Annotated in this window: 22 protein-coding genes; 16 read left to right on the top strand and 6 right to left on the bottom strand. The window is 57.2% G+C overall.

Translation table 11 applies throughout. From position 1 onward, the window contains the following. The first annotated feature begins 50 nt into the window (after positions 1 to 50). The 9 genes from ACTJK5_RS21565 to ACTJK5_RS21525 all read left to right on the top strand — a co-directional run bounded on the left by ACTJK5_RS21565 (position 51) and on the right by ACTJK5_RS21525 (position 9,765). Positions 51 to 959 carry a dihydrodipicolinate synthase family protein gene (locus ACTJK5_RS21565; RefSeq protein WP_440613199.1) on the top strand — a complete coding sequence of 303 codons (909 nt, stop codon included), beginning with the start codon at positions 51 to 53 and terminating at the stop codon, positions 957 to 959. After that, positions 956 to 2,122: a mandelate racemase/muconate lactonizing enzyme family protein gene (locus ACTJK5_RS21560; RefSeq protein WP_440613198.1), complete on the top strand. Its 1,167-nt coding sequence runs from the start codon at positions 956 to 958 to the stop codon at positions 2,120 to 2,122. The genes ACTJK5_RS21565 and ACTJK5_RS21560 overlap by 4 nt, the downstream gene beginning before the upstream one ends. A 24-nt stretch (positions 2,123 to 2,146) precedes the next feature. Further along, positions 2,147 to 3,418 (top strand): ABC transporter substrate-binding protein, encoded by a 1,272-nt coding sequence (locus ACTJK5_RS21555; protein ID WP_440613197.1) that lies wholly within the window; start codon positions 2,147 to 2,149, stop codon positions 3,416 to 3,418. Positions 3,419 to 3,487: 69 nt separating this feature from the next. Next, positions 3,488 to 4,414 carry a carbohydrate ABC transporter permease gene (locus ACTJK5_RS21550; protein WP_440613196.1) on the top strand — a complete coding sequence of 309 codons (927 nt, stop codon included), beginning with the start codon at positions 3,488 to 3,490 and terminating at the stop codon, positions 4,412 to 4,414. Between the two features lie 10 nt (positions 4,415 to 4,424). Further along, entirely contained in the window at positions 4,425 to 5,255 is an 831-nt protein-coding gene (locus tag ACTJK5_RS21545) for a carbohydrate ABC transporter permease (RefSeq protein ID WP_440613195.1), read from the top strand. A 2-nt stretch (positions 5,256 to 5,257) separates the two neighbouring features. Further along, positions 5,258 to 6,340, top strand: coding sequence for a sn-glycerol-3-phosphate ABC transporter ATP-binding protein UgpC (locus tag ACTJK5_RS21540; protein WP_112360068.1), 1,083 nt, complete (start codon positions 5,258 to 5,260; stop codon positions 6,338 to 6,340). Next, entirely contained in the window at positions 6,337 to 7,320 is a 984-nt protein-coding gene (locus ACTJK5_RS21535; RefSeq protein WP_440613194.1) for an NAD-dependent epimerase/dehydratase family protein, read from the top strand. The genes ACTJK5_RS21540 and ACTJK5_RS21535 overlap by 4 nt, the downstream gene beginning before the upstream one ends. Beyond that, a complete protein-coding gene (locus ACTJK5_RS21530; protein ID WP_440613193.1) occupies positions 7,317 to 8,999 on the top strand; it encodes an SMP-30/gluconolactonase/LRE family protein in 1,683 nt (560 codons plus the stop codon). Before ACTJK5_RS21535 ends, ACTJK5_RS21530 begins: the two co-directional genes overlap by 4 nt. A 4-nt stretch (positions 9,000 to 9,003) precedes the next feature. Then, positions 9,004 to 9,765, top strand: a complete 762-nt coding sequence (locus ACTJK5_RS21525; RefSeq protein WP_440613192.1) for an SDR family NAD(P)-dependent oxidoreductase — start codon at positions 9,004 to 9,006, stop codon at positions 9,763 to 9,765. Positions 9,766 to 10,021: 256 nt separating this feature from the next. On the opposite strand, the gene ACTJK5_RS21520 is transcribed toward ACTJK5_RS21525, so the two are convergent. From ACTJK5_RS21520 to ACTJK5_RS21500, 5 genes are read right to left on the bottom strand one after another with little or no spacing between them, the layout of a single operon-like run. Beyond that, complete coding sequence (locus ACTJK5_RS21520; RefSeq protein ID WP_440613191.1) at positions 10,022 to 11,179, bottom strand: MalY/PatB family protein; 1,158 nt, start codon at positions 11,177 to 11,179, stop codon at positions 10,022 to 10,024. Positions 11,180 to 11,184: 5 nt separating this feature from the next. Beyond that, positions 11,185 to 11,943 carry an SDR family oxidoreductase gene (locus ACTJK5_RS21515; protein ID WP_440613190.1) on the bottom strand — a complete coding sequence of 253 codons (759 nt, stop codon included), beginning with the start codon at positions 11,941 to 11,943 and terminating at the stop codon, positions 11,185 to 11,187. Next, positions 11,943 to 12,869: a dihydrodipicolinate synthase family protein gene (locus tag ACTJK5_RS21510; RefSeq protein ID WP_440613189.1), complete on the bottom strand. Its 927-nt coding sequence runs from the start codon at positions 12,867 to 12,869 to the stop codon at positions 11,943 to 11,945. Before ACTJK5_RS21510 ends, ACTJK5_RS21515 begins: the two co-directional genes overlap by 1 nt. A gap of 11 nt (positions 12,870 to 12,880) precedes the next feature. Continuing rightward, the gene (locus ACTJK5_RS21505) at positions 12,881 to 14,245 is read right to left on the bottom strand and encodes a dihydroorotase (protein ID WP_440613188.1); all 1,365 of its coding nucleotides are present in this window, start codon (positions 14,243 to 14,245) and stop codon (positions 12,881 to 12,883) included. Then, a complete protein-coding gene (locus ACTJK5_RS21500) occupies positions 14,242 to 14,904 on the bottom strand; it encodes an aspartate/glutamate racemase family protein (RefSeq protein WP_113327685.1) in 663 nt (220 codons plus the stop codon). The genes ACTJK5_RS21505 and ACTJK5_RS21500 overlap by 4 nt, the downstream gene beginning before the upstream one ends. A 197-nt stretch (positions 14,905 to 15,101) precedes the next feature. Here ACTJK5_RS21500 and ACTJK5_RS21495 point away from each other — a divergent pair, with 197 nt between their 5' ends. After that, a complete protein-coding gene (locus ACTJK5_RS21495; RefSeq protein WP_246666465.1) occupies positions 15,102 to 15,800 on the top strand; it encodes a GntR family transcriptional regulator in 699 nt (232 codons plus the stop codon). A gap of 122 nt (positions 15,801 to 15,922) precedes the next feature. On the opposite strand, the gene ACTJK5_RS21490 is transcribed toward ACTJK5_RS21495, so the two are convergent. Continuing rightward, complete coding sequence (locus ACTJK5_RS21490; protein WP_440613187.1) at positions 15,923 to 17,716, bottom strand: ABC transporter ATP-binding protein; 1,794 nt, start codon at positions 17,714 to 17,716, stop codon at positions 15,923 to 15,925. Between the two features lie 141 nt (positions 17,717 to 17,857). Here ACTJK5_RS21490 and ACTJK5_RS21485 point away from each other — a divergent pair, with 141 nt between their 5' ends. The 6 genes from ACTJK5_RS21485 to ACTJK5_RS21460 all read left to right on the top strand — a co-directional run bounded on the left by ACTJK5_RS21485 (position 17,858) and on the right by ACTJK5_RS21460 (position 24,250). Then, the gene (locus ACTJK5_RS21485; RefSeq protein WP_440613186.1) at positions 17,858 to 18,715 is read left to right on the top strand and encodes a sulfurtransferase; all 858 of its coding nucleotides are present in this window, start codon (positions 17,858 to 17,860) and stop codon (positions 18,713 to 18,715) included. Between the two features lie 233 nt (positions 18,716 to 18,948). Continuing rightward, positions 18,949 to 20,511 (top strand): ABC transporter substrate-binding protein, encoded by a 1,563-nt coding sequence (locus tag ACTJK5_RS21480; protein ID WP_440613185.1) that lies wholly within the window; start codon positions 18,949 to 18,951, stop codon positions 20,509 to 20,511. 103 nt (positions 20,512 to 20,614) lie between these two features. Further along, complete coding sequence (locus ACTJK5_RS21475) at positions 20,615 to 21,625, top strand: ABC transporter permease (RefSeq protein WP_440613184.1); 1,011 nt, start codon at positions 20,615 to 20,617, stop codon at positions 21,623 to 21,625. 4 nt (positions 21,626 to 21,629) lie between these two features. Further along, a complete protein-coding gene (locus tag ACTJK5_RS21470) occupies positions 21,630 to 22,469 on the top strand; it encodes an ABC transporter permease (RefSeq protein WP_440613183.1) in 840 nt (279 codons plus the stop codon). Positions 22,470 to 22,477: 8 nt separating this feature from the next. After that, entirely contained in the window at positions 22,478 to 23,857 is a 1,380-nt protein-coding gene (locus ACTJK5_RS21465) for an ABC transporter substrate-binding protein (RefSeq protein WP_296020260.1), read from the top strand. A gap of 12 nt (positions 23,858 to 23,869) precedes the next feature. Beyond that, positions 23,870 to 24,250 carry a VOC family protein gene (locus ACTJK5_RS21460; RefSeq protein ID WP_296020259.1) on the top strand — a complete coding sequence of 127 codons (381 nt, stop codon included), beginning with the start codon at positions 23,870 to 23,872 and terminating at the stop codon, positions 24,248 to 24,250. Position 24,251: the final 1 nt, after the last annotated feature.

The following is a 24,251-nucleotide window of genomic DNA, read 5'->3' as shown; positions in this document are numbered from 1 at the left end:
ATTAGTGAAATCAATGTATCAACATATGATACCTAATATGGAGGTAGATCATGGTTGCTGGCCTAAGAGGGATATTGCCCGTTTTGCCGACTCCATTTTTGGACGATGGCAATGTTGACGAGGTGGGTATGAAGCGCCTCGTGGCCTTCGCGCTGGATAAAGGCGTGGACGGTGTCGTGTTCCCTGGTTTTGCAAGTGAAGTGGAGACCCTCAATGCGGTGGAGCGCGCCACGTTGCTGAAGATCGTCGTCGATGCGGTGGCCGAAAGGGTCCCGGTGGTGGCAGGCGCAAGTGCTGCCGACTGGCGCGACGTAGTCGAACATGGGAGGGTTGCATCATCACTTGGCATCAGGCACCTCATGGTCCAACCACCCAAATCGGTCGGCACGGACGCATCGGCATTGATCGACTTCCTCGGCAAAATCATTGGGGCGCTCCCTGACGTACAAATCATCTTGCAAAACGCACCTGCACCTCGCGGCTCAGACCTCTCGCCGCAGGCGATCGTTGAGATTGTAAACGCCCTGCCGCAGGTGACGTACGTCAAGGAAGAAACCCTTCCCGCCGGTCCAGCTATCAGCCACATCATCGCAAATGCCCCGTCGACGCTTCAGGGTGTTATCGGTGGCGGGGGCGCTCGCTACATTCTCGACGAATATGCCCGAGGTGCTACGGCCGCGATGCCTGCGCTTGAGATCGCCGAGGAACATGTGGCCATCGACCGGGCGCTTGTTGCCGGGCGGCAGGAAGAGGCTCGCAGGATTTATGTCCGCACTTTGCCGCTTCTGGTGTTGCAGGCGGTCTACCGTATGCGACTGACAAAATACGTGCTGGCCCGTCGCGGCGTGATCGATAGCCTCAGCGTGCGCGCTCCAACACCCGAACTTGATGCGGCAGCCATTGCCGATATTGACGCTAATCTGGTCGAACTCGGTCTTGTTACACCGGAGGCCGCATGAATAGCCCCGTCGCAACCATCGAAGTTTTCACGCTGACGCAGCCGCGAAAAGTTCCTTATCTCGGCGCGCTCCGTGAAGGGGAGGTGGTCAATCCCAATGGTTACATCGTTCGCAAGGGTAATCGAACCGTATATCCTACGTTTGACCGGAGCGTGTTGGTCCGCATGACGACAAAGTCCGGCATTGTAGGTTGGGGAGAGACCTATGGTATCGTAGCGCCGGGCGCGGTGGCCGCTTTGATCAACGATCTTCTGGCCGGTTTCGTCATTGGGCGCGATGCGTCCGATCCAGCTGCGATCTATGACGACCTGTACGATATGATGCGGGTACGCGGTTATACCGGAGGATTTTACGTCGATGCGCTTGCCGCACTCGACATTGCGCTTTGGGACATCGCCGGGCAGGAAGCTGGGAAATCGGTTCGCGAGCTTCTTGGCGGAGGTGTGGAAAGCTTCCCTGCCTATGTTTCCGGTTTGCCTGAAAAGACATTGAAGGCGCGGGGCGACCTTGCAAAATACTGGCAGGATCGTGGTTTTGATGCTTTCAAATTCGCCACACCGGTGGCTGACGATGGCCCGGCGGCCGAAATCGCCAACCTTCGGCTGGTCCTCGGCCCAAAGGCAAAGATTGCCGCCGATATGCACTGGAACCAGACGCCGGAACGAGCGCTGGAGCTCATTGCCGAAATGAAACCTTTCGACCCCTGGTTTGCCGAAGCCCCGGTCTGGACCGAAGACATAGGCGGACTGGAAAAGGTTTCGAAGGGAACAGACGTTCCGATTGCCGTTGGCGAGGAATGGCGCACCCATTGGGACATGCGCGCCCGGGTCGAGCGCTGCCGCATCTCCATCGTGCAGCCAGAGATGGGACACAAGGGCATCACCAATTTCGTCCGCATTGGCGCTCTTGCGGCCGAGCATGGCATCGATGTCATCCCACACGCAACCGTTGGTGCGGGCATCTTCCTCGCCGCCAGCCTGCAGGCTTCGTCAACATTGGCGACCCTGAAGGGTCACGAGTTTCAGCACTCGATATTCGAGCCCAACCGCCGCCTGCTTGCTGGCGACATGGATTGCCGCGAAGGCAGCTACTACCTGCCTTCCGGACCGGGACTTGGCGTCAAGCCGTCGGAGGCGGCACTCGCACTTATTGAACGTATCTGAACTGGTTTTCTGGAGGAGGAACCCATGACCAAAGGAATAAAGAAGCTGGCGCTTGGCACAGCGACCGCGATGCTGATGACAATGGGCGCATTTGCGCCTGCCATGGCTGATACGGTGCTGAAATTCATCTCTTGGCAAACCGATGATGCCGGTACCGGCGAATGGTGGCGTTCCGCCATCGCCGCCTTCCAGAATCAGCATCCGGGCGTGAAAATCGAGTTCACCAAAGCTGAGCGTAGTTCCTACGCAGATACGATGACGACGCTTTTTGCGGCCAATCAGCCACCGCAAATCGTGCATCTGGCGTCTTTCGAGTTTCAGATGTTTGCCGATAGCGGGTGGCTCGAGCCTCTCGATCCTTGGCTGAAGAAGGACGGCATCGACATGAAGGGTTGGGCCGGACAGCAAAAATGCGAATGGAATGGCGAAACCGTCTGCATCATGACCAACTATTTTGGGTTCGTGATGGCTTACAATAGAAAGATTTTAGATGAGGCGGGCGTCGCGGTTCCGAAGACCTATGATGAGTTCCTGGCCGCTGCGAAAGCGACAACGAAAGATCTGAACGGCGACGGCATTGTCGATCAGTTCGGCACTGGCCATGAAACTAAGGGCGGTCCGGGCCAATATCTGACAGAGATGCTGAACTACATCCTCGACGCCGGAGCCTACTGGACGGACAAGGATGGCAACATCACCATCGACACGCCACAAATGGTCGAGGGTCTTTCACGCTGGAAAACCGTGATGAAGAGCGGCGTCAGCCCGGTGGATATGAGCGCCAGCGACGTGCGCAAGCTTTTTGCCGATGGCAAAATGGCGATGCGCCTCGATGGACCGTGGCTCTACGGTACAACCGAAAAGGGTTCGGCCAAGGCTGACATCGTTTATGTCGCACCGCCGCTTCACCCGCCGCTCGGCGGTTCATCCAACGTGCTGGCAATGCCGGCCGATATTTCCGACGACCAGAAAGCCCTTGTATGGGATTTCATCAAGTTGACGATGTCACCAGAATTCCAGCGCAGCTACGCCACCCTCGGCGGGAATACACCGCCAAGCCCGACTGCCGACGTCTCGGGCGTGGAGAAGACCATCCCGCATTTCCCTGTGCTGATCGAGACGATGAAGGCCGCATCCGATGCGGGTATCGACCGCATCCCAACTGGACTTGAGCTCTTCTACAATGAGTTTAGCAAGATGGTGATGGAAGAAAGCCAGAGGATGATCATTCAGGATCTCGATCCGGCAGAAGTGGCCAAAACCATGCAGGCCAAGGCCGAAGCCATTAAGGGTTAATCCCGTCGTTTTGCCATGGCCCATTTGAAGGGCTGTGGCCATCATTCGCATCCGGCAGGAGGACCATCCATGACCGAACCCGTTCGGGCTGGGCGTCGCAAGCTTTTCGATCTTGCGCGTCCCAGCCGGCAACATCTCCTCGGCTATATCCTGATCGCGCCCGCGGTCCTGATGGTTGCCGCCATCATCGTCTGGCCTCTCGTTCTCGCCATCGACCTGTCGTTTCAGCAGGTCAAGATACCGAGGCTTGGCGGGGCTAGCCGTCCATTCTCACTTGCCAATTATAATTGGCTGTTTTCGTCGCCGGAATTCTGGTTGGCGTGTTGGGTAACGCTGAAGCTGGTGATTGTCGTTACCGCAGGCAGCGTTGCCGTTGGTCTGAGCACGGCGCTTCTCGCCAACAATCGCTTCAAGGGGCGAGCCGTTGCGCGGCTGGGAATGGCACTGCCTTGGGCCGTGCCGGAGATCATTGCGGTTGTCATCTTTGCGTGGATGTTCGACACCTCCTTTGGCCTGTTCGGCTGGCTGTCGATCAAGCTCGGTTTCACCGACCAGATGATACCTTGGGTCAGCAGTTCCACGGCGGCCTTTTGGGCCGTTGCCATTACCATGGTGTGGAAGGGCTTTCCCTTCGTGTCGATCATGTGCCTTGCCGGTCTACAATCCATTCCCGCTGATTATTACGCGGCCGCCAAGGTGGATGGCGCGAGTGTGTGGCAGCGGTTCCGCTGGATCACTATGCCGCTGTTGATGCCGGTTCTAGGCGTGACGCTGGTGCTCACGCTGCTGTGGGTGTTCCGCGACTTTTCGATCATCAAGGTTCTGACCGGTGGCGGGCCGCTGCGTTCGACGCAGACGCTGTCCATCATGACCTATGACCAGGCCTTCCAGTATCACAATTTCGGCCGCGCCGCCGCCGTCGGCGTGCTGACGCTGGTGATCTGCATCGTCGCGAGCCTGTTGATGCTCGGCCGGCGTTCGAAATCGATCTATTGAGGGGGCTTTGATGAAACGGACATTTTTACAGAGCCTTGCTCTCTACGCGACCGTCATCTTCACGCTGGTCATGATCCTCTTCCCGGTCTACTGGCTTCTCGTCACGGCGCTATCCACCACCGATGAGCTATACCGACTGCCGCCGACCTTCTGGCCGGAAGACGCGCAGTGGAACATATTTGCCCGTGTCTGGGCCGCAAAACCTATCCTGCTCTGGCTCTGGAATTCGATGCTGGCGGCCATCGGTTCTGTGGCGCTGTCGATGCTGGTTTCGGTCAGCGCCGGTTACGCACTATCGCGTTATTCCATGAGGGGCGGCGCGACTATGGGTCTCTTCGTTCTGACGGCGAAGATGTTGCCCGCAACCTTGCTGGTCATACCGCTGTTTTCGATCTTCTCCAGCTTCGGCCTGATCGGTAGCCTGTGGACGCTGGTGCTGGCGCATTCGACTATGATCATTCCGTTCGCCACATGGATGCTAAAAGGCTATTTCGATACGATTCCTAAAGAACTGGAACAGGCCGCCATGGTCGACGGCTGTTCACCAGTTGGCGCGATGGTGCGCGTTGTGCTTCCCATCGCAACGCCCGGTCTGGCCGCCACCGCACTCTATGCCTTCGTGCTGAGTTGGGCCGACTATGCCTATGCCCGCACCTTTCTCGTCAACTCGCCGGACAATTGGACGGCTAATCTCGGCATCACCACGATGCAAGGCGAATACGTCACCTACTGGAATGACATTTCCGCCGCATCCGTGTTCATCGCGCTGCCGATCATCGCAATCTACCTGTTCCTTGAACGTTATTTGGTCGGCGGCCTGACCGCTGGCGCGGAGAAATAAGCATGGCCAATATTTCCATTCGCAACGTCAGCAAGTCTTATGGTGCCCTTAATGTGCTCAGGCCGTTCTCGCTCGAAATCGAGAACGGAGAGTTCGTGGTGCTGGTCGGGCCATCAGGCTGCGGCAAGTCGACAATGCTAAAAATCCTTGCTGGTCTCGAGCCAGCGAGCGAGGGACAAATTTTTATCGGTGATAACGAAGTCACGGATCTTGCGCCCGGAGACCGCGATATTGCCATGGTGTTCCAAAACTATGCACTTTACCCACATCTGACCGTGCGCCAGAATATTGGCTTCGGTCTGAAGATGCGCGGCACCGACAAGGCAGAGATCGACCGCCGTGTAGACGATGCGGCGCGCATTCTGGAAGTAACGCCCTATCTTGATCGTAAGCCCAAGGACCTTTCCGGGGGCCAGCGGCAGCGCGTCGCTCTTGGTCGCGCTATCGTGCGCCAGCCGCAGGCTTTCCTAATGGATGAGCCATTGTCCAACCTCGATGCAAAGCTACGTGTCCACATGCGTGCCGAAATCGGCGCTTTGCACAAACGCATCGGCGTCACCACAGTTTACGTCACACATGATCAGGTGGAAGCCATGACCATGGCGGACCGCGTGGTTATCATGCAGGGCGGCGTCATTCAGCAGATCGCCGGGCCGGACGAGCTTTTCAACAATCCGGCCAATCTCTTCGTTGCCGGTTTCATCGGCTCGCCGGGTATGAATTTTCTGAATGCGGAGCTACACAACGGTGCGCTAAAACTGTTTGGCCAAACAATCACCATGCCATCTGCGAAGGCCCGTGAGGGCAATGTGGTTGTCGGTCTGCGACCTGAGCACCTGATACTGGGCGACGCGCCCGTGACTTTCACCGTCCGCCCGACACTGGTGGAAAGTTTGGGGTCGGAGAAATACGTTTACTTCGACGACGAAGCCGCAAGGGTAGCCGATGGAGAAGACGGTAAGTCGAAGGGGCTGATAGCGCGCGTCTCCCACACCGGCAATCTTCCTGGCGATGAGGCCCTAAGGCTTGGTTTCGACCCTGCTCAGCTTTACTTCTTCGACGCAAAGACTGGAGTACGCCTATGATCCTGGTCACCGGATCGGCAGGCCGTGTCGGACGCGCCGTGGTCGCGGCTCTGCGCTCACGGGGCCGCATCGTTCGCGGCCTCGATTTGAGGCCGTCTGGAACCGTGGGTGAGGAAATCGTTGGTTCGCTCGAAGATGCCGAGGCTATTTTCAAAGCCATGGACGGCGTGAGCGATGTCCTGCATCTAGGAGCCTTCATGTCCTGGTTGGCCGCTGATCGCGACAGCATGTTCGCTGTCAATGTCGAGGGCACACGTCGGCTTCTGGACGCGGCCTCATTGGCTGGAGTGCGGCGGTTCATCTTTGCTTCTTCCGGTGAGGTGTACCCGGAAAACCGTCCGGAGTTCTTACCAATTACCGAAGATCACCCGCTGCGGCCAAATTCGCCCTATGGTCTTACGAAGCTGCTGGGAGAAGAGCTGGTCCACTTTCATCAGCGGATGGGCCGCATGGAAACCGTTATCCTGCGTTTCTCTCACACCCAGGATGCAGGGGAACTGCTAGATGAGGAGAGTTTCTTTTCCGGCCCTCGGTTTTTCCTGCGCCCGCGTATTCGCCAGCAATTGAGTTTTGGAAACACAGCCATCGCCGACTTGCTGCGATCTCACGATATCGGAGAGCCTTCGCATATACTCGCGCGAAATGAAAACGGCCGATCGTTCCGCATGCATATAACGGATACACGTGACATGGTGGCGGGCATCCTGCTCGCTCTCGACCATCCGAAGGCCGCAGGTGGCACGTTCAATCTGGGTGCCGATGAACCGGTCGATTTTGCGGAGCTTCTGCCGAAGATTTCGTCGCTGACCGGCCTTCCCATCGTGACAGTCGATTTTCCCGGCGACGGCGTCTATTACCATACGTCCAACGAGCGGATCAGAAACACCTTGGGGTTTGAAGCGCAATGGACGATGGACGGGATGCTGGACGACGCGGCGGCCGCAAGGCGGCGGCGAGGCGCGATGGAGCAGGGGCAATGAAACCGGAGACGCCGGGTGGCACGGCAGCGCTGTCCAAGGGACTGACGCTGCTCGACATGGTCGCCGACGCGCCGGAGCCGCTAAGGTTTGCGGATCTGTTGCGCGCGTCTGGTCTGCCAAAGCCGACCTTTGCGCGAATCCTACGCACGCTCACAGCGTATGGTCTCGTCCGCCAGGATGAGGCACGTGGCACCTATGTTCTCGGCCAGCGCTTTCTGGAAATGTCCCACAAGGTCTGGGAGAGCTTCGATCTCGTCTCTGCGGCATCGCCGGAACTCGAGCGGCTCGCGGCTGAACTCGGGGAGACGGTGGCGCTTTGCAAGCTTGACGGCACGATGACGCAGTATCTCGCGGAGCGCTCACCGAATGGTCTTTCAGTGCGCGTCGAAGTGGGGCGTCGCGTTCCGCTTCATTGCACGGCGCCAGGCAAGGCGCTACTCGCCTTCCAGGATCCCGCAGTTGGTCGTACCCTGCTGGATCGCTTGGCGCTCGACTTGCAGACAGCCAAAACCATCACCACCCTTGAGGCGCTACAGGCCGATCTCACATTGACGCGGGCGCGAGGGTATTCAATTTCTTATGAGGAGCATCTACCCGGAGTAAATTCGGTGGCTGCCCCTGTTATGGGCCGCGACAATACGCCAATGGGCGTGCTCGTCGCATTGGGGCCGTCATCGCGGCTCGATCCCTCCAATATTCATCCCACTGGTCGCGAACTGATTGCCGCTGCTCGGCGGATCACAGGCGCAGCCGGGGCAGTGGCGATCAGCTCACGACCACGCCCGCGTTCAGCAACGGGTCGCCCTAACGCTGAGCTCAGCTGCACGCTACCCTGGGGTGCCCAACTGGGGGAGAGCCCAGCCTGGCACGAGGGGGAACAAGCCCTGTACTGGGTGGATATTCTCCATCCGGCGGTGCACCGCTTCGATCCGGCCACTGGGCGCAACGAAACCTGTGAGACCGGGAAGCTTGTCAGTGCGGTCATCCCGGTCAACGGAGGACGATTGCTCGTGGCGTCGCAGGACGGCTTAGAATGGCTCGATTTCGCTTCCGGACGGCTGACGCCATTTGTCAGCCCGGAGGCGGACATTGCCGACAATCGTCTGAACGACGCAAAATGCGGGCCCGATGGGGCAATATGGGTCGGATCGATGCGCATCGATGCATCGAAGCCCACGGGTGCGCTCTATCGTATTAATTCTGATGGAGCTTTCGAACCAAAAGAGAGCGGAATCGTAGTTTCCAACGGCCTCGGTTGGAGCCCCGATGGGGGGACGTTCTACTTCGTTGACACTGTCCCTGGTTTGATACATGCCTACGACTGCAACCCATTGACCGGGTCGCTGTCGAACCGTCGCGAGTTCGCGCGCATCCCTGTCGCTGACGGTCGGCCCGACGGTCTTGCTGTCGATGCAGAGGGAGGCGTCTGGTGCGCGATTTGGGACGGTTGGTCGGTGCGCCGATACCTTCCTAGCGGGAAGCTGGATCAGGTGATCGATATGCCGGTGCCACGCCCCACCAGCATCGCTTTCGGCGGTCCAGATTTGTCGACGCTGTTCATCACAAGTGCACGCACGCGCTTGCCTGCGTCCACACTTGCCGACGCGCCGCTCTCCGGCGGACTATTCTCCTGCCGCCCCGGAACCACCGGCGCCGGCGTATTTGTCTTCAAAGGATAAATAGATGCAGCTCGAAAGTGTCTTTGGACTGAAAGGCCGTACGGCACTCGTCACGGGTTCGAGCCGCGGCATCGGCGCCGCCATTGCGCAGGGGTTGGCGGGAGCGGGCGCTCGCGTCATCCTCCATGGCGTGAAGCCAGGAGCTGCTGAAGCCATGCAACGCCAGATCGCCGCAAGCGGCGGTGCAGTGCATGAACTGGCAGGCGACCTCTCCGAGCCCGGTGCCGGTCGTGATCTGGTTGAGCGGGCCGAAGCAATTGCTCCTATCGATATTCTAGTGATCAATGCCAGCGCGCAGATCAACGCCGTGCTCTCAGAACTGACGTCCGAAGATCTTGCCTTTCAGCTGGCGGTCAATCTGGGCTCGACAGTGGAGATGCTGCAAGCCGTTCTCCCGCGTATGGCGGCTCGCAAATGGGGCAGGGTGGTTTCTATTGGTTCGGTCAATCAAGTTCGACCAAAAGGTATCGTTACCGCCTACGCAGCGACAAAGGCTGCGCAGCATAATCTGATTCAAAGCCAGGCGCGTGATTACGCGCGTGATAATGTCTTGCTCAACACACTTGCCCCTGGTCTTATCGACACCGACCGCAACGCCCACCGTCGTGACGAGGATCCGGAAGGCTGGGAAAATTACGTGCGGACGCTGAACTGGATGGGGCGTGCAGGACAGGCGGAGGAACTAGTCGGCGCCGCCATCTTCCTTTCATCTCAGGCGTGCAGTTTTATGACCGGAGAGAGCATTCTACTAACCGGGGGATATTGACTGATTGCCGGCAACGGCAACCTTTACGAAATGGACACTCCTTGGCCTTGACAAGAGCCGACGCTGCTTCGCGTCGATGCCTTCCGCCGAACTCATGATTGTCGCATATGTTGCGACGAACTTGCAGGCTGGTTCTTCTAGAGGTGTGTATCGGACGTTGACCGTCTCGCTGAGGTCGAGCACCATGAGCAGCGGTCGGTGCTTGGCTTGCTGGACCAGACGAGGGAGAAGTCCCCTCCGGATAAGTGTCTCGGCGTTAGGGTCGACTGTTGGTAGCTTTCAACGCCCTCTCGATGCGATCCAAACCCTCTACCAGAAGTGCGCGTGGGCAGGCGAAATTCAGCCGAATAAAATTGGCATAATCGGGACCAAATTCGGAACCGGCGCTAAAGCCGACTTTGCCATTCTCGAGAAAATAGGTTTGTGGATCAGATTCCAGCTTAAGGGCAGTGCAGTCCAGCCAGGCGAGAAACGTGCCTTCGGCCTTGATCACATTGATCGATGGGAAGCGGCGGTTGATCTCATCCGACAGGAAGTCTCGGTTAGATTCGAGATATCGAAGCATCGCAGTTTTCCACTCACCAGCTTGCGTGTAGGCCGCAAGCGTGGCTTCAAGTCCGATAATATTGACGCTGTCCACCATACCAAGCCGTGAGGCTGAAAAGGTCTCGCGCATCCGCCTATTTTTTATAATGGCGAAGGCGGTTTTCAGACCGGCAATATTGTAGGTTTTGCTTGCAGCCATGAGTGTAACGGTACGCTGGGCAGCGTCATCCGACAGTGAGGCAAATGGAATGTGGCGGCGGCTATCGAAGAGAAGTTCGCAGTGAATTTCATCAGAAATGACCAAGACGTCTTGTTCCCGGCATGCATCAGCCATTGATGTGAGTTCTTCTCGGCTAAATACCTTGCCAGTGGGATTTTGTGGATTGCAAAGGATGAATGCCTTTGACTTTCCAAGCTCAGTTTTGAATGGCTCTAGCTCCAACTCCCACCCGCGCACACCGGAGGTCAGAGCTGCATCGCGACGCATGAGGCCCCAGTGACTTGGAGCGCTGAGGATAGGGCGATAGACTGGTGTCTGCACAGTGATCCCATCGCCAGGCTCCAGAAACGCCTTCATCGCCATGTTGAAACCAGGCTCTACACCTGGAAGGAAAACTATCTCTTCGGGAGCAACTGTCCATTGATATTTGGTTTCAAGGTCTTCAACGATGGCAGTGCGCAATTCGTCCTTCGCAACACCATATCCGAGGATTGGATGTTGCAGCCTGTGCTTGATGGCTTCAATGATCTCCGGAGCTGCTGGAAAATCCATGTCCGCAACCCACATGGGCAAAACATCGGCGGGATATTTACTCCATTTGGAGCTGCCGGTGCCTAGACGGTCATGCACCAGATCGAAATCGGTCATCGTCACTAAATCCCCTTGATCATCCCGCCATCGACACGGATGGAGGAGCCTGTCACATAACTGGCTTTCGTACTGGCAAGGAACGTTGCGACTGACGCGAATTCCTCGGGCTTGCCATAACGACCGATCGGAATGTCATTTTTCGATGCATTTTGCACCGCTTCGATATCGGCACCGGTGTTTTTTGCCTTGATGCCGTCGAGTTCCCGAACACGATCTGTGTCGATGCGTCCGGGTAAGATCATGTTGACCGTGACCCCGTGTTGACCCACCTCGGCCGCGAGCGTCTTCGACCAACCTGCGACGGCTGCGCGAACGCCGTTGGATAGCGCGAGGTTAGCAATGGGCTGCTCGACCCCGGATGAGCCGATGGTGATAATGCGTCCCCATTTGCGCTCAATCATGCCCTCAAGCATGGCGTCGGTAATGGTAAAAATAGACGTTGCCATCGTCTCGAAGGCAGATACCCAATGATCGGCGCTCTGACCGAATGCGGGACCGGCTTTTGGACCACCGCTGTTGTTGACCAGAATATCAACGCCGCCGGCTGCGCGAAGCTTCTCGATCAGCGCACCAACGGATGCCTTGTCTGAAAGATCTACCGTCAGAGGCGCCACGTTTTCCAAATTCTCAATTTTGTCCGCGTTTCGCGCGGCAGCATAGACCTTCACGCCTTCAGCAGCGAGGCTGGCGGCGATTGCGGCGCCGAGGCCGCGGCTTGCACCGAGCACGAGAGCGGTTTTTCCAGAGATTCCGAGATCCATTAGTTCAACAACTCCAGTTTTTTCGTCTGACGCTCGATCAGCTTTTCAACTTCCGCAATCGCGGTCTTGCTCAGCGCAGCGCCCGGGCGTCGCTGCGCGGCGCTTGCGATCGCGCCGCGTTTCATCAGAATGTATTTGCGCACAGCAAGGCCAAGGCCCGGCTGCTGCTCGTAGCGCATAAGCGGAAGGTAGGCGTCGAACAGATCCTGGGCGTCGTCGAACCTGCCCTCCTGGCTGAGACGGCAGACGCCGACCATCATCTCGGGGTAGGGGAAGCCGGTCATCGCGCCGTCTGCACCTCGCTGCATTTCCTCGGTGAGAAAGACACCGGCATTGCCGCAGAGAATAGAGGTGCGTCGGCGTCCGTTGGCTTCGGCCTGGCGAAGATCGGTAATCTTTTGAAGTCCCGGCCAGTCTTCGTGCTTCACCATCACAATGCTCGGATGTGCCTCGAGAATGACCCCAAGCGTTTTGGATGAAATCTGTATGCCGGTCGAAAGCGGGAAATCCTGCAGCACAACCGGAACATCGGCGCCAACCGTTTGCACGACGTTGCGATAATAGCCGATGATCTGCTCATCCGTTTTGAGCGAAGACGGCGGCGCAACCATGACACCCGCAGCACCCAGATCCATGACCGCCTTGGTCAATTCGCCGATGGCAGCGAGACCGGGGGCTGACACGCCGACGACGACCGCTTTGTCCGCGGAGCGCTTTATCGTCTGTCGTGCTACCTCTATCGACTCCGCCTGGGTGAGCTTCGGCGCTTCACCCATCATGCCAAGGATCGTCAGACCATCTGCGTCTTTTTCATAATAGAAATCGACCATTCGATCGACGCTGGCACGATCCAGCGAACCGTCCTCGTTGAATGGGGTAACGGCAATGACGAAGACGCCTTTGGTTGAAGAATTGATAAGGGGCATGGTCAGGAATCCTATTCAAACCAGTTGGATTGGCCACGGCGGACATAGTGGCCCGAGCCAGGCTGATTGACGACGTCGTTACCATCAAAGGCCAGTTGGCCTGAAAGATAGGTGCGCACGACTTTGACCGAAAATTCACGGCCATCGAAGGGGCTCCAGTTCAGTTCGTCATGAGCCTTGGATGAATCCCAGATCGTCTTTTCGCGCGACAGGATAGTAAGGTCTGCATCGCCGCCGACGCGGATCGCGCCTTTCTCTGGCCAAAGGCCGAAGAAGCGCGCAGGACGTTCGCAAAGCTGTTCGACCGTCATCTGCGGCGCGTCCAGTCCCCGCGCTTCTGCCGCCGTGTAGAAGGCGGGAAGAAGTGTTTCGAGACCTGGAACGCCAGCGCCTGCGTCGAAGATGGAGGGTGTGAACTTATTGTCGATTGGCCAACTGGAATGATCTGAACTGACGAAGGCGACGCGGCCAGCGATGATTTCGTCCCATAGCGCATCTATCTGGCCTGGACGAATGGGAGGGTTCACCTTCATCTTGGCGCCAAGCTCAGGGCCGTCCCTGTCCGGGTCGAACCAGAGATAATGCACGCATAATTCACCGGTCGCCGCGTAGCCATCTGCCCGATAATTGTCGACAAGTTGAAAACCACGCGCCGTTGTCAGGTGAACGATGTGGGCATGAGCACCGGCAGCCGCCCCCAGCTCGAGAAACTGCGCAGTTGCCGCCAGTTCTGCGGCCGGCGGCCTGCTTTCCGAATGAGCTTCAATGCCATCGCGACCGGCAGCTTTCGCCAGAGCGATATGGGCACGAACGATTTCCTGGTCCTCATTATGCACGCCTAGCGGGATGACCGTGTCGGACAATGCCTGAAATGTCGCAAGGATCTGCTGTGCGGCGATGCGCGGGAAACGGGTCGGGCTGCTTTCGAATGTCGAAATCTTGAAAGCAACCACACCTGCTTCGATCAAAGGCTTGATGTCGTCGGTGGTTTGCTCCGGCAAAATCGTTCCATATAGCGCAACATGGGCATGCGCGTGTTCGCGTATTGCCTCGACCTTGTCGTTCAAGCGCTCGACTGTGTTGAGGGGAGCAGGGTTGTCATAGGGCATATCCACGATGGTCGTGATACCGCCAGCGATTGCAGATCGCGTCGTGGAGCGAATGCCCGGAAGCCCGCCATAGGAGCATGCGTGGGTCTGGCCGTCTACAACGCCGGGAATGATGAGGTCGCCGCCCGCGTCATGAAGTTCGGCAGATGGTGGAGCATCGCCGGTTCCAATGGCTTGGACCTTGCCGTCGCCGATGCCGATCCAGGCATGGTCTAGCGGGCCCTCAGGCAGTACTGCGGTGCCGCGTACAATAAGGTCGAAGCTCATCGTCTTGTCCTTCCATATGCCAAATCAAGGTGGGTGACGGCCAGGGTGGCTGCGGCCTGAACCGGATCGATGACCGGGATCCCAAGGTTCTGCTGAAGCGCATCTCTGTAACCGCCGAGACCCGCACAACCGAGAATGACGACATCTGCGCCGTCTTCGTCCCGCAGCAGACGCGCGGTTTGTGAGACGATGTCGACCACGTTCGCGGCGACAAGCTGGCTGACCGTCCTGTCGATCGAACGGTCGCCCGCCAGCCGTTGATCCAGTTTCAGAGTCTTCAAGTAGCGAAGGTGGCGGTCGATCGAGGATTGTCCAAGCGAGATGATCCCAAAGCTGTTGCCCAGTGCGTGCGCGGCAAGATAAGCCGATTCCGCGATGCCATAGACCGGGCGGTCCACATGCTTGCGGACCTCAGCAATGCCGGGATCGGAAAAGCAGGCCAGAATGAAGGCGTCAGCCTGCGATGTCGATACGGCTTCAATGATGTTCGGTATCACTTGGGTAACGTGATCGTCAGTTTCGATACCCGCCGGCGATTTTGCCAGCTCAACGCAATGAAGCGCGTGAGAGGAGCGCGCCCGGACAGGTTCAAGGCACGCCTCCATCGATTGCGTGACGCCCTTCGAGCTGTTCGGATTGATGATGAGGATTTCTGACACGCCTACACCCGCGACATGGCACACCGTGATGGTGTTGCAGATTTAAAATATACCACGTAGTATATTACGCATCTCACGCTTGTCAAAGCGACTTTCGCACGATGTGGAAAAACGAACCTAGATTTGAAAAGCTTTGACTCGCAGGCTGCACATGACTGACAAAGACGAAACAGCGCGCTTTGCGCATGGAGGCATGTTTGAACATTTCTGAAAGGTCTGCCCCTCAGGAAAAGCGGGCGAAATCGCTGACTGAGCAGGCTTACGTCACGTTGCGCGAGCGCATCATTGTCGGTGAACTTGCTCCAGGCGTCGAGGTTTCCGAGCCGGAGCTAGCCGAACAGCTTCAGATGAGCAAAACGCCGGTGCGCGAAGCGCTGGGGCGTCTTTGTGTAGAAGGTTTGATGGAGGCGTTCCCAAGGCGCGGTTATCGTGTCACGCCTGTAACACTGAAGGACGTGAACGATCTTTTCGCTATTCGTGGTGTTTTGGAAGGGACAGCCACCGCGCTTGCCGCTCAGAACCTGACGGAGCAGGAATTGGGTGCACTCGATCAACTGGCGCAGGCAAACTATGTTGTCGGTGAGGATAACAGCACCAAGACATTCGTGACATCCAACGAGTTGTTTCACGCTGCTATCGCGAGAGGATCACGCAACACGCGCCTAGCCTCGCTGGTCATCAGCCATCTCGAGGAATGTGCCCGCTTCTTCTATATGGGCACGCGGGTGCGCGACCTTAATCCTGAGACGGAGGCGGACCATCTGCGCATCGTCGCATTCCTGCGCAAGCGTGATGGCGAGAACGCCAAGCAGGCTATGCTGGATCACAATGAAAACACGCGCAAAGGGCTGCTGGATGCGTTGATCTCCAATTCGCAGGTCAGACTGACGCTGTAAGGCATGGCGCGCGAAAGCGAGAGGTGGTTCAGCGATAACGATACGCAGTGATCGCGATGTGCTGGAACCGTTAAGTGGAACATCGAGCTTATCGGCATCGAGGCCGATGTTCTGGCGATGCGTCAGTTTTGCTTGACCAGATGCCCCGGTGCGGCCTCGCGATATATGGACTTCACCGGCACATAATCGACGGGCCGAACAGCGCTCCCGATTTCAGCGCCGATCCTGAGTTTGCGTTGCTGGCGTCTGTCGGGATCCGCGACCGGTACGGCATCCAGCAACCGCCTGGTATAATCGTGCTGTGGATTGCCGAAGATCTGCGATCGGGAGCCAATTTCCACGATCTCTCCTAGATACATGACGGCCACGCTATGGCTGACACGCTCCACGACAGCCATGTCGTGAGAGATGAAGAGATAGCCGATATTCAGTCTCTCCTGTATCTCGAGCATCAGGTTCACAACTTGCGCCTTGATGGAGACATCGAGAGCCGAAACGGCCTCATCGGCGACGATGAGACGGGGATTGAGCGTCAGCGCGCGAGCGATGCTGATGCGCTGACGCTGGCCACCTGAAAATTCGTGCGGGAAGCGGTTTGCCATATCGGGCTTCAGTCCAACCTTTTCCAGAAGGTTGATTGCCCTCTCATGCGCTTCCCGCCTTCTGGCAATGCCGTGGGCAATCATCGGCTCCGCAATGGCGTCGCCAATGCGCATGCGCGGGTTAAGGCTTGAAAACGGGTCTTGAAAGATCATCTGCATCTGGCGACGGGCTCGTGTGAGGCGCTTTCTCGGCATCGCTCTCACATCTTCACCATCCACTTTGATCGTGCCGCTGACGGGTTCCACGAGGCGCAGGACCGAACGGCCGGTCGTGGATTTCCCGCAGCCCGATTCACCGACCAGAGCCAGTGTCTCTCCCGCTTTCAGGTCAAACGAGACGTCTTCTACCGCGTGGACGCGGGACGTGACGCGACCAAGAATTCCGGTTCTGACCGCAAATCGCGTTACCAGATTGCGAACTTCCAAAATTGGCGTTTCTAGCGGCAGCGAGGTCAGCCTCTCCGGTATCACCTTGCCAGTTTCGACATCGACCAGGGGGAAGGTGGCGGGCTGTGGATGATTCGCCATAGACCCGAGCTTCGGCACTGCAGAAAGCAAAGCGCGGGTATAGCCATTAGCGGGGCTGTCGAATATTTCCTTCGTGGGGCCAGTCTCCAATGCTCTGGAGCGGAACATGACCAGCGTCCGGTCCGCGATTTCCGCAACGACGCCCATGTCGTGCGTAATGAACAGCACGCCCATGTTCTCTTCGGCCTGCAATAGCTTTATCAGTTCCAGGATTTCAGCCTGCACGGTCACGTCGAGCGCAGTCGTCGGCTCATCGGCAATGAGCAGTTTGGGACGGCAAGAAAGCGCCATGGCGATCATGACGCGCTGCAGTGTGCCACCCGAAAGTTCGTGTGGATACTCATCGAAGCGTTTCGCAGACGAAGGAATGCGAACACGGTCCAGAAGCCTGATCGTTTCTGCCTTCGCTTCGCTCGGCCCGATCTGACGGTGCCGTCGCATGGCTTCGGCTATTTGCCTGCCTACGGTCATGACAGGGTTGAGCGACGTCATCGGCTCCTGAAAAATCATGGCAATCTGATTGCCGCGAACGTCCTGCATCTCCTTCTCGGAGAGCGTCAAAAGCTCACGATCACCGAGCTTGACGCTGCCGCTGACGCGTGAGGTCTTTTCAGGCAGGAGGCGCATGATCGACATGGCAGTGACGCTTTTGCCCGAACCCGACTCGCCGACAATAGCCAGCGTTTCACCAGCGTCGACCATAAAGCTCACATCGTTGACGACCGGCGTCCAGATGCCATTTCGCCGGAAGGATGTCGTGAGATTTTCAACGGTCAGAATGGACACGCAAGCTGCTCCAAACGAGAAATGATATGCCGGACGAAAACCAGCTTTTGTAATATACTACGTAAGATATTTGAGCTTGCCAAGCGCGTTCTTATGGGGGAGGATCTTGAGACGTCAGATATCACGAGGAGTAAACGCGGCATGGCAGATGATATCCGCAAATCCGTTCTTCTGACACCTGTCGAGCTTCAAGCTTTTAGAGAGGCAGGCAACGACGTAACGATTCTGGCCGTCCATTCCATCAATCCCTATACAAGTGAGCCGTCTTTCAAGGGCCTTCGGATTGAAGGCGCCATCGATACCCAAGCCTACACCGATTTCCAATCGCCCGCGACGGTCGAGGGTGGCCAGCGGCCATTACCCGATATCACGGTCCTGGAGCAGAAGGCGCGCAAGTGGGGATTGCGCAGGGAGAGCACGATCGTCGTCTATGATGGCGATCGCAGCATGACGGCCGCGCGCGCCTGGTGGGTGCTGAAATGGGCAGGGCTACCGGACGTCCGGGTTCTGGATGGTGGCTTTCGGGCTTGGCAGGTCGCCGGACTTCCCGTGACAGAAGCGATTGCGACGCCCGTCGCCAGTGAAATCAGCCTCTCTGCTGGCAACATGCCGGAACTCGATGCCGATGGCTCTCTTGCGCTCGCGAGGCGTGCGGTTCTCCTGGATGCACGCATCCGTCCAAACTACATCGGCGGTCCATCTGTCGAAGGGCAACCACCGAGAGGGCATATTCCCCATGCGGTCAGTGCGCCCGCGCCGGATAACGTCACCGACTACGGCAATTTCGCCGATAGTGCGACGCTCACGGAAATGTACCGTGCACTTGGTGTGGATGGCTCTAGGGACGTGGGCGTTTATTGTGGAGCGGGAATGTCTGCTGCCCACACGGTGCTGGCGCTGGCAGCGATTGGGGTCGGTGCCTCCATGTATCCTGGGTCTTGGTCGGCGTGGGTCGCGGACCCGGCCCGGCCCGTCACCTCGGGTGCATCTCCGGTCTGACGTCCCGCTTTTATGAGCAGGATTGCGACGGAAGACTGAGAAATCTGGGCAGGATATTCTCACCCATGCGTAAAAAATAGGCGAATTTTCTCTCTGTTTAAAGTCGAGGCGGATTACTTTACATGCTGAGCTCGTGCTGATATATCTCGTAGTATACTACATGGATAAGGCGCGATTGAACGCGCTCAACGCGGGAACGGGGCTGGTGCTCCATGCTTGGAAAGGGCAGGCGAATGAAGATCTGGAAGGGATTTACAGCAGCGGCCGTGGCTTTGCCGATTTTGGCGGGTGCGGCTGCCGCAAATGCGCAGGAACAACTGAAAACCCTGGTGGTGGCTGTGCCATCCGACCCGGTCAGTCTTGAGCCAGGTACCAATAAGGCCGAGCCCATTGGCAGTGAAATTATCCTGAATGTGTTCGACACGTTGGTCGCTTGGACGGCGCCTGACTTCACCAAACTCGAAGGCCGACTTGCGAGCAATTGGACGGTGTCGCCTGATGGCAAGGAGTTCAGCTTCAAGCTTCGCGATGGCGTGAAGTTTCAGGATGGAACTCCGTTCGACGCTGCCGCTGTGAAGTTCTCGCTCGAGCGTACCAAAGCTTCTAACCCTTACGTAAAAGCCACATTTGATCTGATTAAGGATATTGCCGTCGTCTCGCCGACGGAGGTAAAAATCACGCTATCGGCGCCTTATCCGGCGTTTCTGTCTATTCTGGCGCAGCCTCAGGCGGCCATCGTAAGCCCGACCGCAGTTCAAAAGTTCGGTGATAAATTCGCGTCAAATCCGGTCGGCACTGGCCCCTTCGTCTTCAAGGCGGCTCAAGCGGATACCAATGTCGTGCTCGAAGCCAATCCCGATTACTTCCGTGGCGCGCCAAAGCTTTCGAAGATCATCTACCGCGTCATTCCAGATGCCTCCACGCGCAGGCTGGAGCTGGAAAGCGGCGGCGTCGACATTGTTCAGCAGCAAGGTCAGCTCTCGGCCATCGCAGCCGAGGATATAGAAGCGCTAAAGTCCAACAAGGACGTGAAGGTCATTGAAAGCCCCAGTCAGATCATCCGTCAGCTTGAGTTCAACAACAAGAAGACTGGTGGACCCTTCGCCAATGTGAAGGTTCGTGAGGCGATCACCCACGCAATTGATTATGACGGACTCCTGCAGGGCGTTTTCGGGGGTACAGCGGAGCGGGTCTATGGACCGCTGACATCGAACAGTTGGGCCTTCAATCCTAAAATGAAAGAGTTGGCCCCGACTTACGATCCGGAACTGGCAAAGAAGCTGCTTGCAGAGGCGAATGTCGATCCATCGTCCATCTCTCTCAAACTCTACAGCTTCCAAGGCCCGCTCTGGGGCGCAGTCGCAACCTTCGTCCAGGCGAACCTCGCAGATATCGGCATCAATGCAACGATTGAGCAGACCGAATTCCCGGCTCTTCGCGCATTGCAGACCTCCGGTCAGTTCGACGTGGCTTTGGATGGACGGCAGCCCTGGTACAATGATCCTGACGCACATATCACCATCGGCTATCTGTCATCGCTTGCCGATACGGCCATGACCTTCCGCATGCCGCAGGACAAATCACTCGATGACCTGATCCTCAAGGCACAGCAGACGCCGGATATGGAAGCCCGCAAGGCGCTCTACTTCCAGGTTCAGGAGGAAATCGCCAAGCGCGTGCCTGCAGCCTATCTCTTCAGCCCCAAGCTGATCGTGTTTGCGCGCGCGAACGTCGAAGGACTTGTCGTCAACAGTGCACCGCCCCTGAATGAATACTGGTCGGTCTACAAGAACTAACGAAGAGCAGGGGGCGGGCGCTGCGGGTGTCCGCCTTCTGATCACGCCTAAATGACGTCGAGCGTCTGGAATGACGTCCTCCAATATTGAGTGAAGCGAGAAGATGGCGAGTTTCATCATACGCAGATTGATCGCGTTGATACCTGTGATGTGTATTGTGCTGGTCATCGTTTTTTCGCTCGTTCGCATGATACCGGGCGATCCGGCAGTCACACTCCTTGGACCTGGTGCGACGCAGGAGCAGATTTTGGCGCTGCGTGCCCAACTCGACCTCGATCAGACTGTCCTTCTTCAATTCGTCCATTATGTCTTGGGGCTCTTTCGAGGCGATTTTGGCATCTCGCTCAAGACTGGCCAGCCGGTTGCACACGAAATTCTCTCCCGTTTGCCCGCGACCATCGAGCTCTCGGTCCTCGCGGTAATTGTGGCCATCATCGTCGGTATTCCGCTTGGCGTCCTGTCCGCCACACAGCCAAACTCGATCTTCGACCACGTCACCCGCATTGCGTCGCTTGTCGGCGTTTCGATGCCAGCTTTTTTGCTGGCTCTGATCTTACAGCTTATCTTCGGCACTTATCTCGGGTGGCTGCCTGTTTCGGGTCGGACGAGCTCGTTCATTACGGCTGAGCGCATAACTGGGTTTGCTGTTCTGGACGGTATCGTGACCGGGAACGTTGACGCGGCATGGAGCGCCATCCAGCACCTGGTATTGCCGACAGCCGTTCTCGCCGCTTTCCTCGCCGCAACGCTTGGTCGCTTCGTGCGCAACACTATGCTGGATGTCATGGGCGAGGATTTCATCCGCACGGCGAAAGCCAAGGGCTTGAGGCGCAGCGATGTCATTCTCAGGCATGGCCTGCGCAACTCGCTGCTGCCTGCCATTACCGTCATAGGTCTGAAATTTGCAGAAATGCTTGGCGGCGCCATCCTGACCGAAACAATCTTCGCCTGGCCCGGCATCGGACGATACATGTTCGAGGCCATCAAGAACCGGGACTATCCTGTCATTCAGGGCACCACGCTCGTTTTTGCGCTGCTCTTTGTGCTGACATCCATCGTAGTGGATCTGCTGTTTGGCGTTCTGGATCCGCGTGTGCGCAAGAAAATGAAGTAGAGCCATGCGAGACGTTTTACTATTTCTGAAAAGCAACACGCTGGCGCTCGTCGGTCTCCTGATACTGCTGCTGTTGGTCGTTGCCATTACCATCGGCCCATGGATCACGCCATATACGCCCACGAAACTAGATATCCTGCACAAGCTTGAAGGTCCGACATTCGCTCATTGGCTCGGAACCGATGCGTTCGGTCGGGACGTGCTGACACGGATCATGTATGGCGGGCGGGCAACGCTTACGATCGGGGTCGGCGTGGTGGCGGTTGCCTTCGTGATCGGCGTGGTCTTCGGGATGCTGGCGGGGTTTACTGGGGGCTGGGTGGACAGCATCATCATGCGCATTGTCGATGCCATTCTGGCTTTTCCAGCCTTGGTGTTGGCCATTGCGCTCGCTGCGGCATTCGGCCCAAGCCTGCAAAACGCCATGCTTGCTGTAGCGATCACGCTGGCGCCACAGTTCGCGCGCGTTGCGCGAAGCCAGGCTCTGAGCGTCTCGGTGAAGCCATATGTCGAAGCCGCCGTCTCATTGGGCTTGCCGCCTCAGCGCATCCTCTTTCGCTATATCTTCGTCAACGGACTGGGTCCGCTTTTGGTGCAGTCGACCCTGGCGCTTGGGAGCGCAATCCTGCAGACGGCAAGCCTGGGTTTTCTTGGCCTTGGTGCACAGCCCCCTATGGCTGAGTGGGGCGCCGACGTCTCCGCCAATCTTCAATATGTGCGAAGTGCGGCATGGGTGGCGCTAGCACCGGGCATGGCAATCCTGTTTGCGGTTTTGTCCTTCAATCTGATCGGTGACAGTCTGGCGGACTGGTTCAACCCACGCCGCCGCAGTGAGCTTGAGTAGAGCCAGCCATGTTGACCATAAGTCTGGAAAAAATCGACTTCCTGCCGCCGACGCGGGTGACGGACGACACCAGCGTGCTGACGCTGAAGAACCTGGTATTCGAGCCCCTGTTGCGATGGGACAAGGGGTCCGTTTCGCCAGGCCTGTTTTCGCATTGGACCCATACGGAAGACGGATGTAATTGGGCTTTCCACATTCGCGAAGGTGCGGTCTTCCATGACGGCAAGCGATGTGTGGCAGAAGATATCATCTCCTTCCTCAATGGTATCCTGGATGCGGTCGATACGTTTGGAATGAAATGGTCCTACGCCCGTTACCTGAAAGATGCGCGCATTTCTGCCGATAGCGATGCCATCCTGTGTGTCAGCAATCCGAAGCCCATCGCCGACATTGTCGATATTTTTTCCGAGTTCTATATCTGCCGGCTCGATGCAAATGGCCGTCCGGTTCTTGGTACGGGCCGTTATCGTGTGTCCGACTATGAGCCGCAGAAAAACGTCCTTCTCGAGAAGACCAATGGCGCAAGCGGCCCTGATCGTATCCTCGCGCTGGCAGAGAAACACGCCGATATGCGCTACGAGCAATTGCGCTCGGGCTACGTCGATGCTGCCTCCAATCTGGAGCGCGTTGACAAAGCTCTGGATTTTTCTCCGGACTATCAGTGGGGCAAAGCGGTCAACACTCTGTCGGTGATGTATTACCTGAATTGCAGCAAGGGCATTTTTCAGTCGCCCGCAGCTAGGCTCGCCGTCAATCATGCGGTGGATAGCCAAGCGATTGCAGATGGTATCTTCCATGGCCTCGCAGTTCCATCATCCACAGTCGTCAGTCCCTTTCATATGGGAGCCGTCCAAGCCAACCTTTCGCCCATTCCGTTCGATCGGCAAAAGGCGAGACGCCTGCTAGACGGTCTGGATACAAGTGCCGAAATCGAGCTGCGAACGCCCACCTTCATGCCCGAGAGAGCACCTGAAATCAGTCGATTTGTCGCGGAGTCGCTTGAGGCAGTGGGCTTGAAGGTGAGCATTAAAACAGAACTCGACAGACCTGAATATGCCCGTCAGATCGGACGCAAGGAGATGGGCGACATGGCGATTTTTGACTCCTCGCCACATAGCACCTACCGCATTCTGAACGACAAGATTTCAAGCGCTACCAAGGCTGTCTGGTGGCAGGGATATCATGACGACGAGACAGAAGCCCTGATTGCCGCCGCAAACGAGACGGCCGAGAATTCTGATCGGGCCCGGGCCTATGCCAGGTGCCTCAGGCGTCTGCAGCAAAATCCGCCCTGGCTCTATCTCGTCCATCCGGTCGATGTGTTTGCAGCGCGAAAAAATCAGCGTGGCCTGTCAATCGACCACAAAGGCACACTCAACATTTTCTAAAGGACGCATGACTTGGAAAAAAATTACTCGATCACCTTCTTTTATTACGATGACATCATGTCCGTTGTGCCATTCTATGAAGATGTTCTCGGCTTCGAACTGGTGCTCGATCAGGGACTGGCGCGGATATATCGTATCGCGGGCAAGTGCTATTTCGGCATCGTTGACGGTAATCGTGGCCACCTGAAGCATCAGGCAAACAGTGCTGTTCTACTGACGATCGTCGCGCAGGATGTCGAAGGCTGGCACCAGCGGTTGACGGAAGCCGGCGTCAAAGGCCAGTCTGAACTGTTGCGCGGTCGGTTCTGCGACCATTTCTTCTTCGAAGATCCCGCTGGTTACGCCATCGAAATCCAGCGCTTTCATAGCCCGGATATTGCAAAGCTGTTCTGAT

The organism is Agrobacterium sp. 22094 (assembly GCF_052046015.1).
GTDB lineage: Bacteria > Pseudomonadota > Alphaproteobacteria > Rhizobiales > Rhizobiaceae > Agrobacterium > Agrobacterium cavarae.
The sequence above is the reverse complement of the archived record's forward strand: the minus strand, read 5'-3'. Positions and strand labels throughout refer to the sequence as shown.

What these genes read in the sequence shown, in the direction of transcription:
- ACTJK5_RS21565 (WP_440613199.1), top strand. Translation starts at nt 51, where the DNA reads ATGGTTGCTGGCCTAAGAGGGATATTGCCCGTTTTGCCGACTCCATTT.
- ACTJK5_RS21560 (WP_440613198.1), top strand. Translation starts at nt 956, where the DNA reads ATGAATAGCCCCGTCGCAACCATCGAAGTTTTCACGCTGACGCAGCCG.
- ACTJK5_RS21555 (WP_440613197.1), top strand. Translation starts at nt 2,147, where the DNA reads ATGACCAAAGGAATAAAGAAGCTGGCGCTTGGCACAGCGACCGCGATG.
- ACTJK5_RS21550 (WP_440613196.1), top strand. Translation starts at nt 3,488, where the DNA reads ATGACCGAACCCGTTCGGGCTGGGCGTCGCAAGCTTTTCGATCTTGCG.
- ACTJK5_RS21545 (WP_440613195.1), top strand. Translation starts at nt 4,425, where the DNA reads ATGAAACGGACATTTTTACAGAGCCTTGCTCTCTACGCGACCGTCATC.
- ACTJK5_RS21540 (WP_112360068.1), top strand. Translation starts at nt 5,258, where the DNA reads ATGGCCAATATTTCCATTCGCAACGTCAGCAAGTCTTATGGTGCCCTT.
- ACTJK5_RS21535 (WP_440613194.1), top strand. Translation starts at nt 6,337, where the DNA reads ATGATCCTGGTCACCGGATCGGCAGGCCGTGTCGGACGCGCCGTGGTC.
- ACTJK5_RS21530 (WP_440613193.1), top strand. Translation starts at nt 7,317, where the DNA reads ATGAAACCGGAGACGCCGGGTGGCACGGCAGCGCTGTCCAAGGGACTG.
- ACTJK5_RS21525 (WP_440613192.1), top strand. Translation starts at nt 9,004, where the DNA reads ATGCAGCTCGAAAGTGTCTTTGGACTGAAAGGCCGTACGGCACTCGTC.
- ACTJK5_RS21520 (WP_440613191.1), bottom strand. Translation starts at nt 11,179, where the DNA reads ATGACCGATTTCGATCTGGTGCATGACCGTCTAGGCACCGGCAGCTCC.
- ACTJK5_RS21515 (WP_440613190.1), bottom strand. Translation starts at nt 11,943, where the DNA reads ATGGATCTCGGAATCTCTGGAAAAACCGCTCTCGTGCTCGGTGCAAGC.
- ACTJK5_RS21510 (WP_440613189.1), bottom strand. Translation starts at nt 12,869, where the DNA reads ATGCCCCTTATCAATTCTTCAACCAAAGGCGTCTTCGTCATTGCCGTT.
- ACTJK5_RS21505 (WP_440613188.1), bottom strand. Translation starts at nt 14,245, where the DNA reads ATGAGCTTCGACCTTATTGTACGCGGCACCGCAGTACTGCCTGAGGGC.
- ACTJK5_RS21485 (WP_440613186.1), top strand. Translation starts at nt 17,858, where the DNA reads ATGGCAGATGATATCCGCAAATCCGTTCTTCTGACACCTGTCGAGCTT.
- ACTJK5_RS21480 (WP_440613185.1), top strand. Translation starts at nt 18,949, where the DNA reads ATGAAGATCTGGAAGGGATTTACAGCAGCGGCCGTGGCTTTGCCGATT.
- ACTJK5_RS21475 (WP_440613184.1), top strand. Translation starts at nt 20,615, where the DNA reads ATGGCGAGTTTCATCATACGCAGATTGATCGCGTTGATACCTGTGATG.
- ACTJK5_RS21470 (WP_440613183.1), top strand. Translation starts at nt 21,630, where the DNA reads ATGCGAGACGTTTTACTATTTCTGAAAAGCAACACGCTGGCGCTCGTC.
- ACTJK5_RS21465 (WP_296020260.1), top strand. Translation starts at nt 22,478, where the DNA reads ATGTTGACCATAAGTCTGGAAAAAATCGACTTCCTGCCGCCGACGCGG.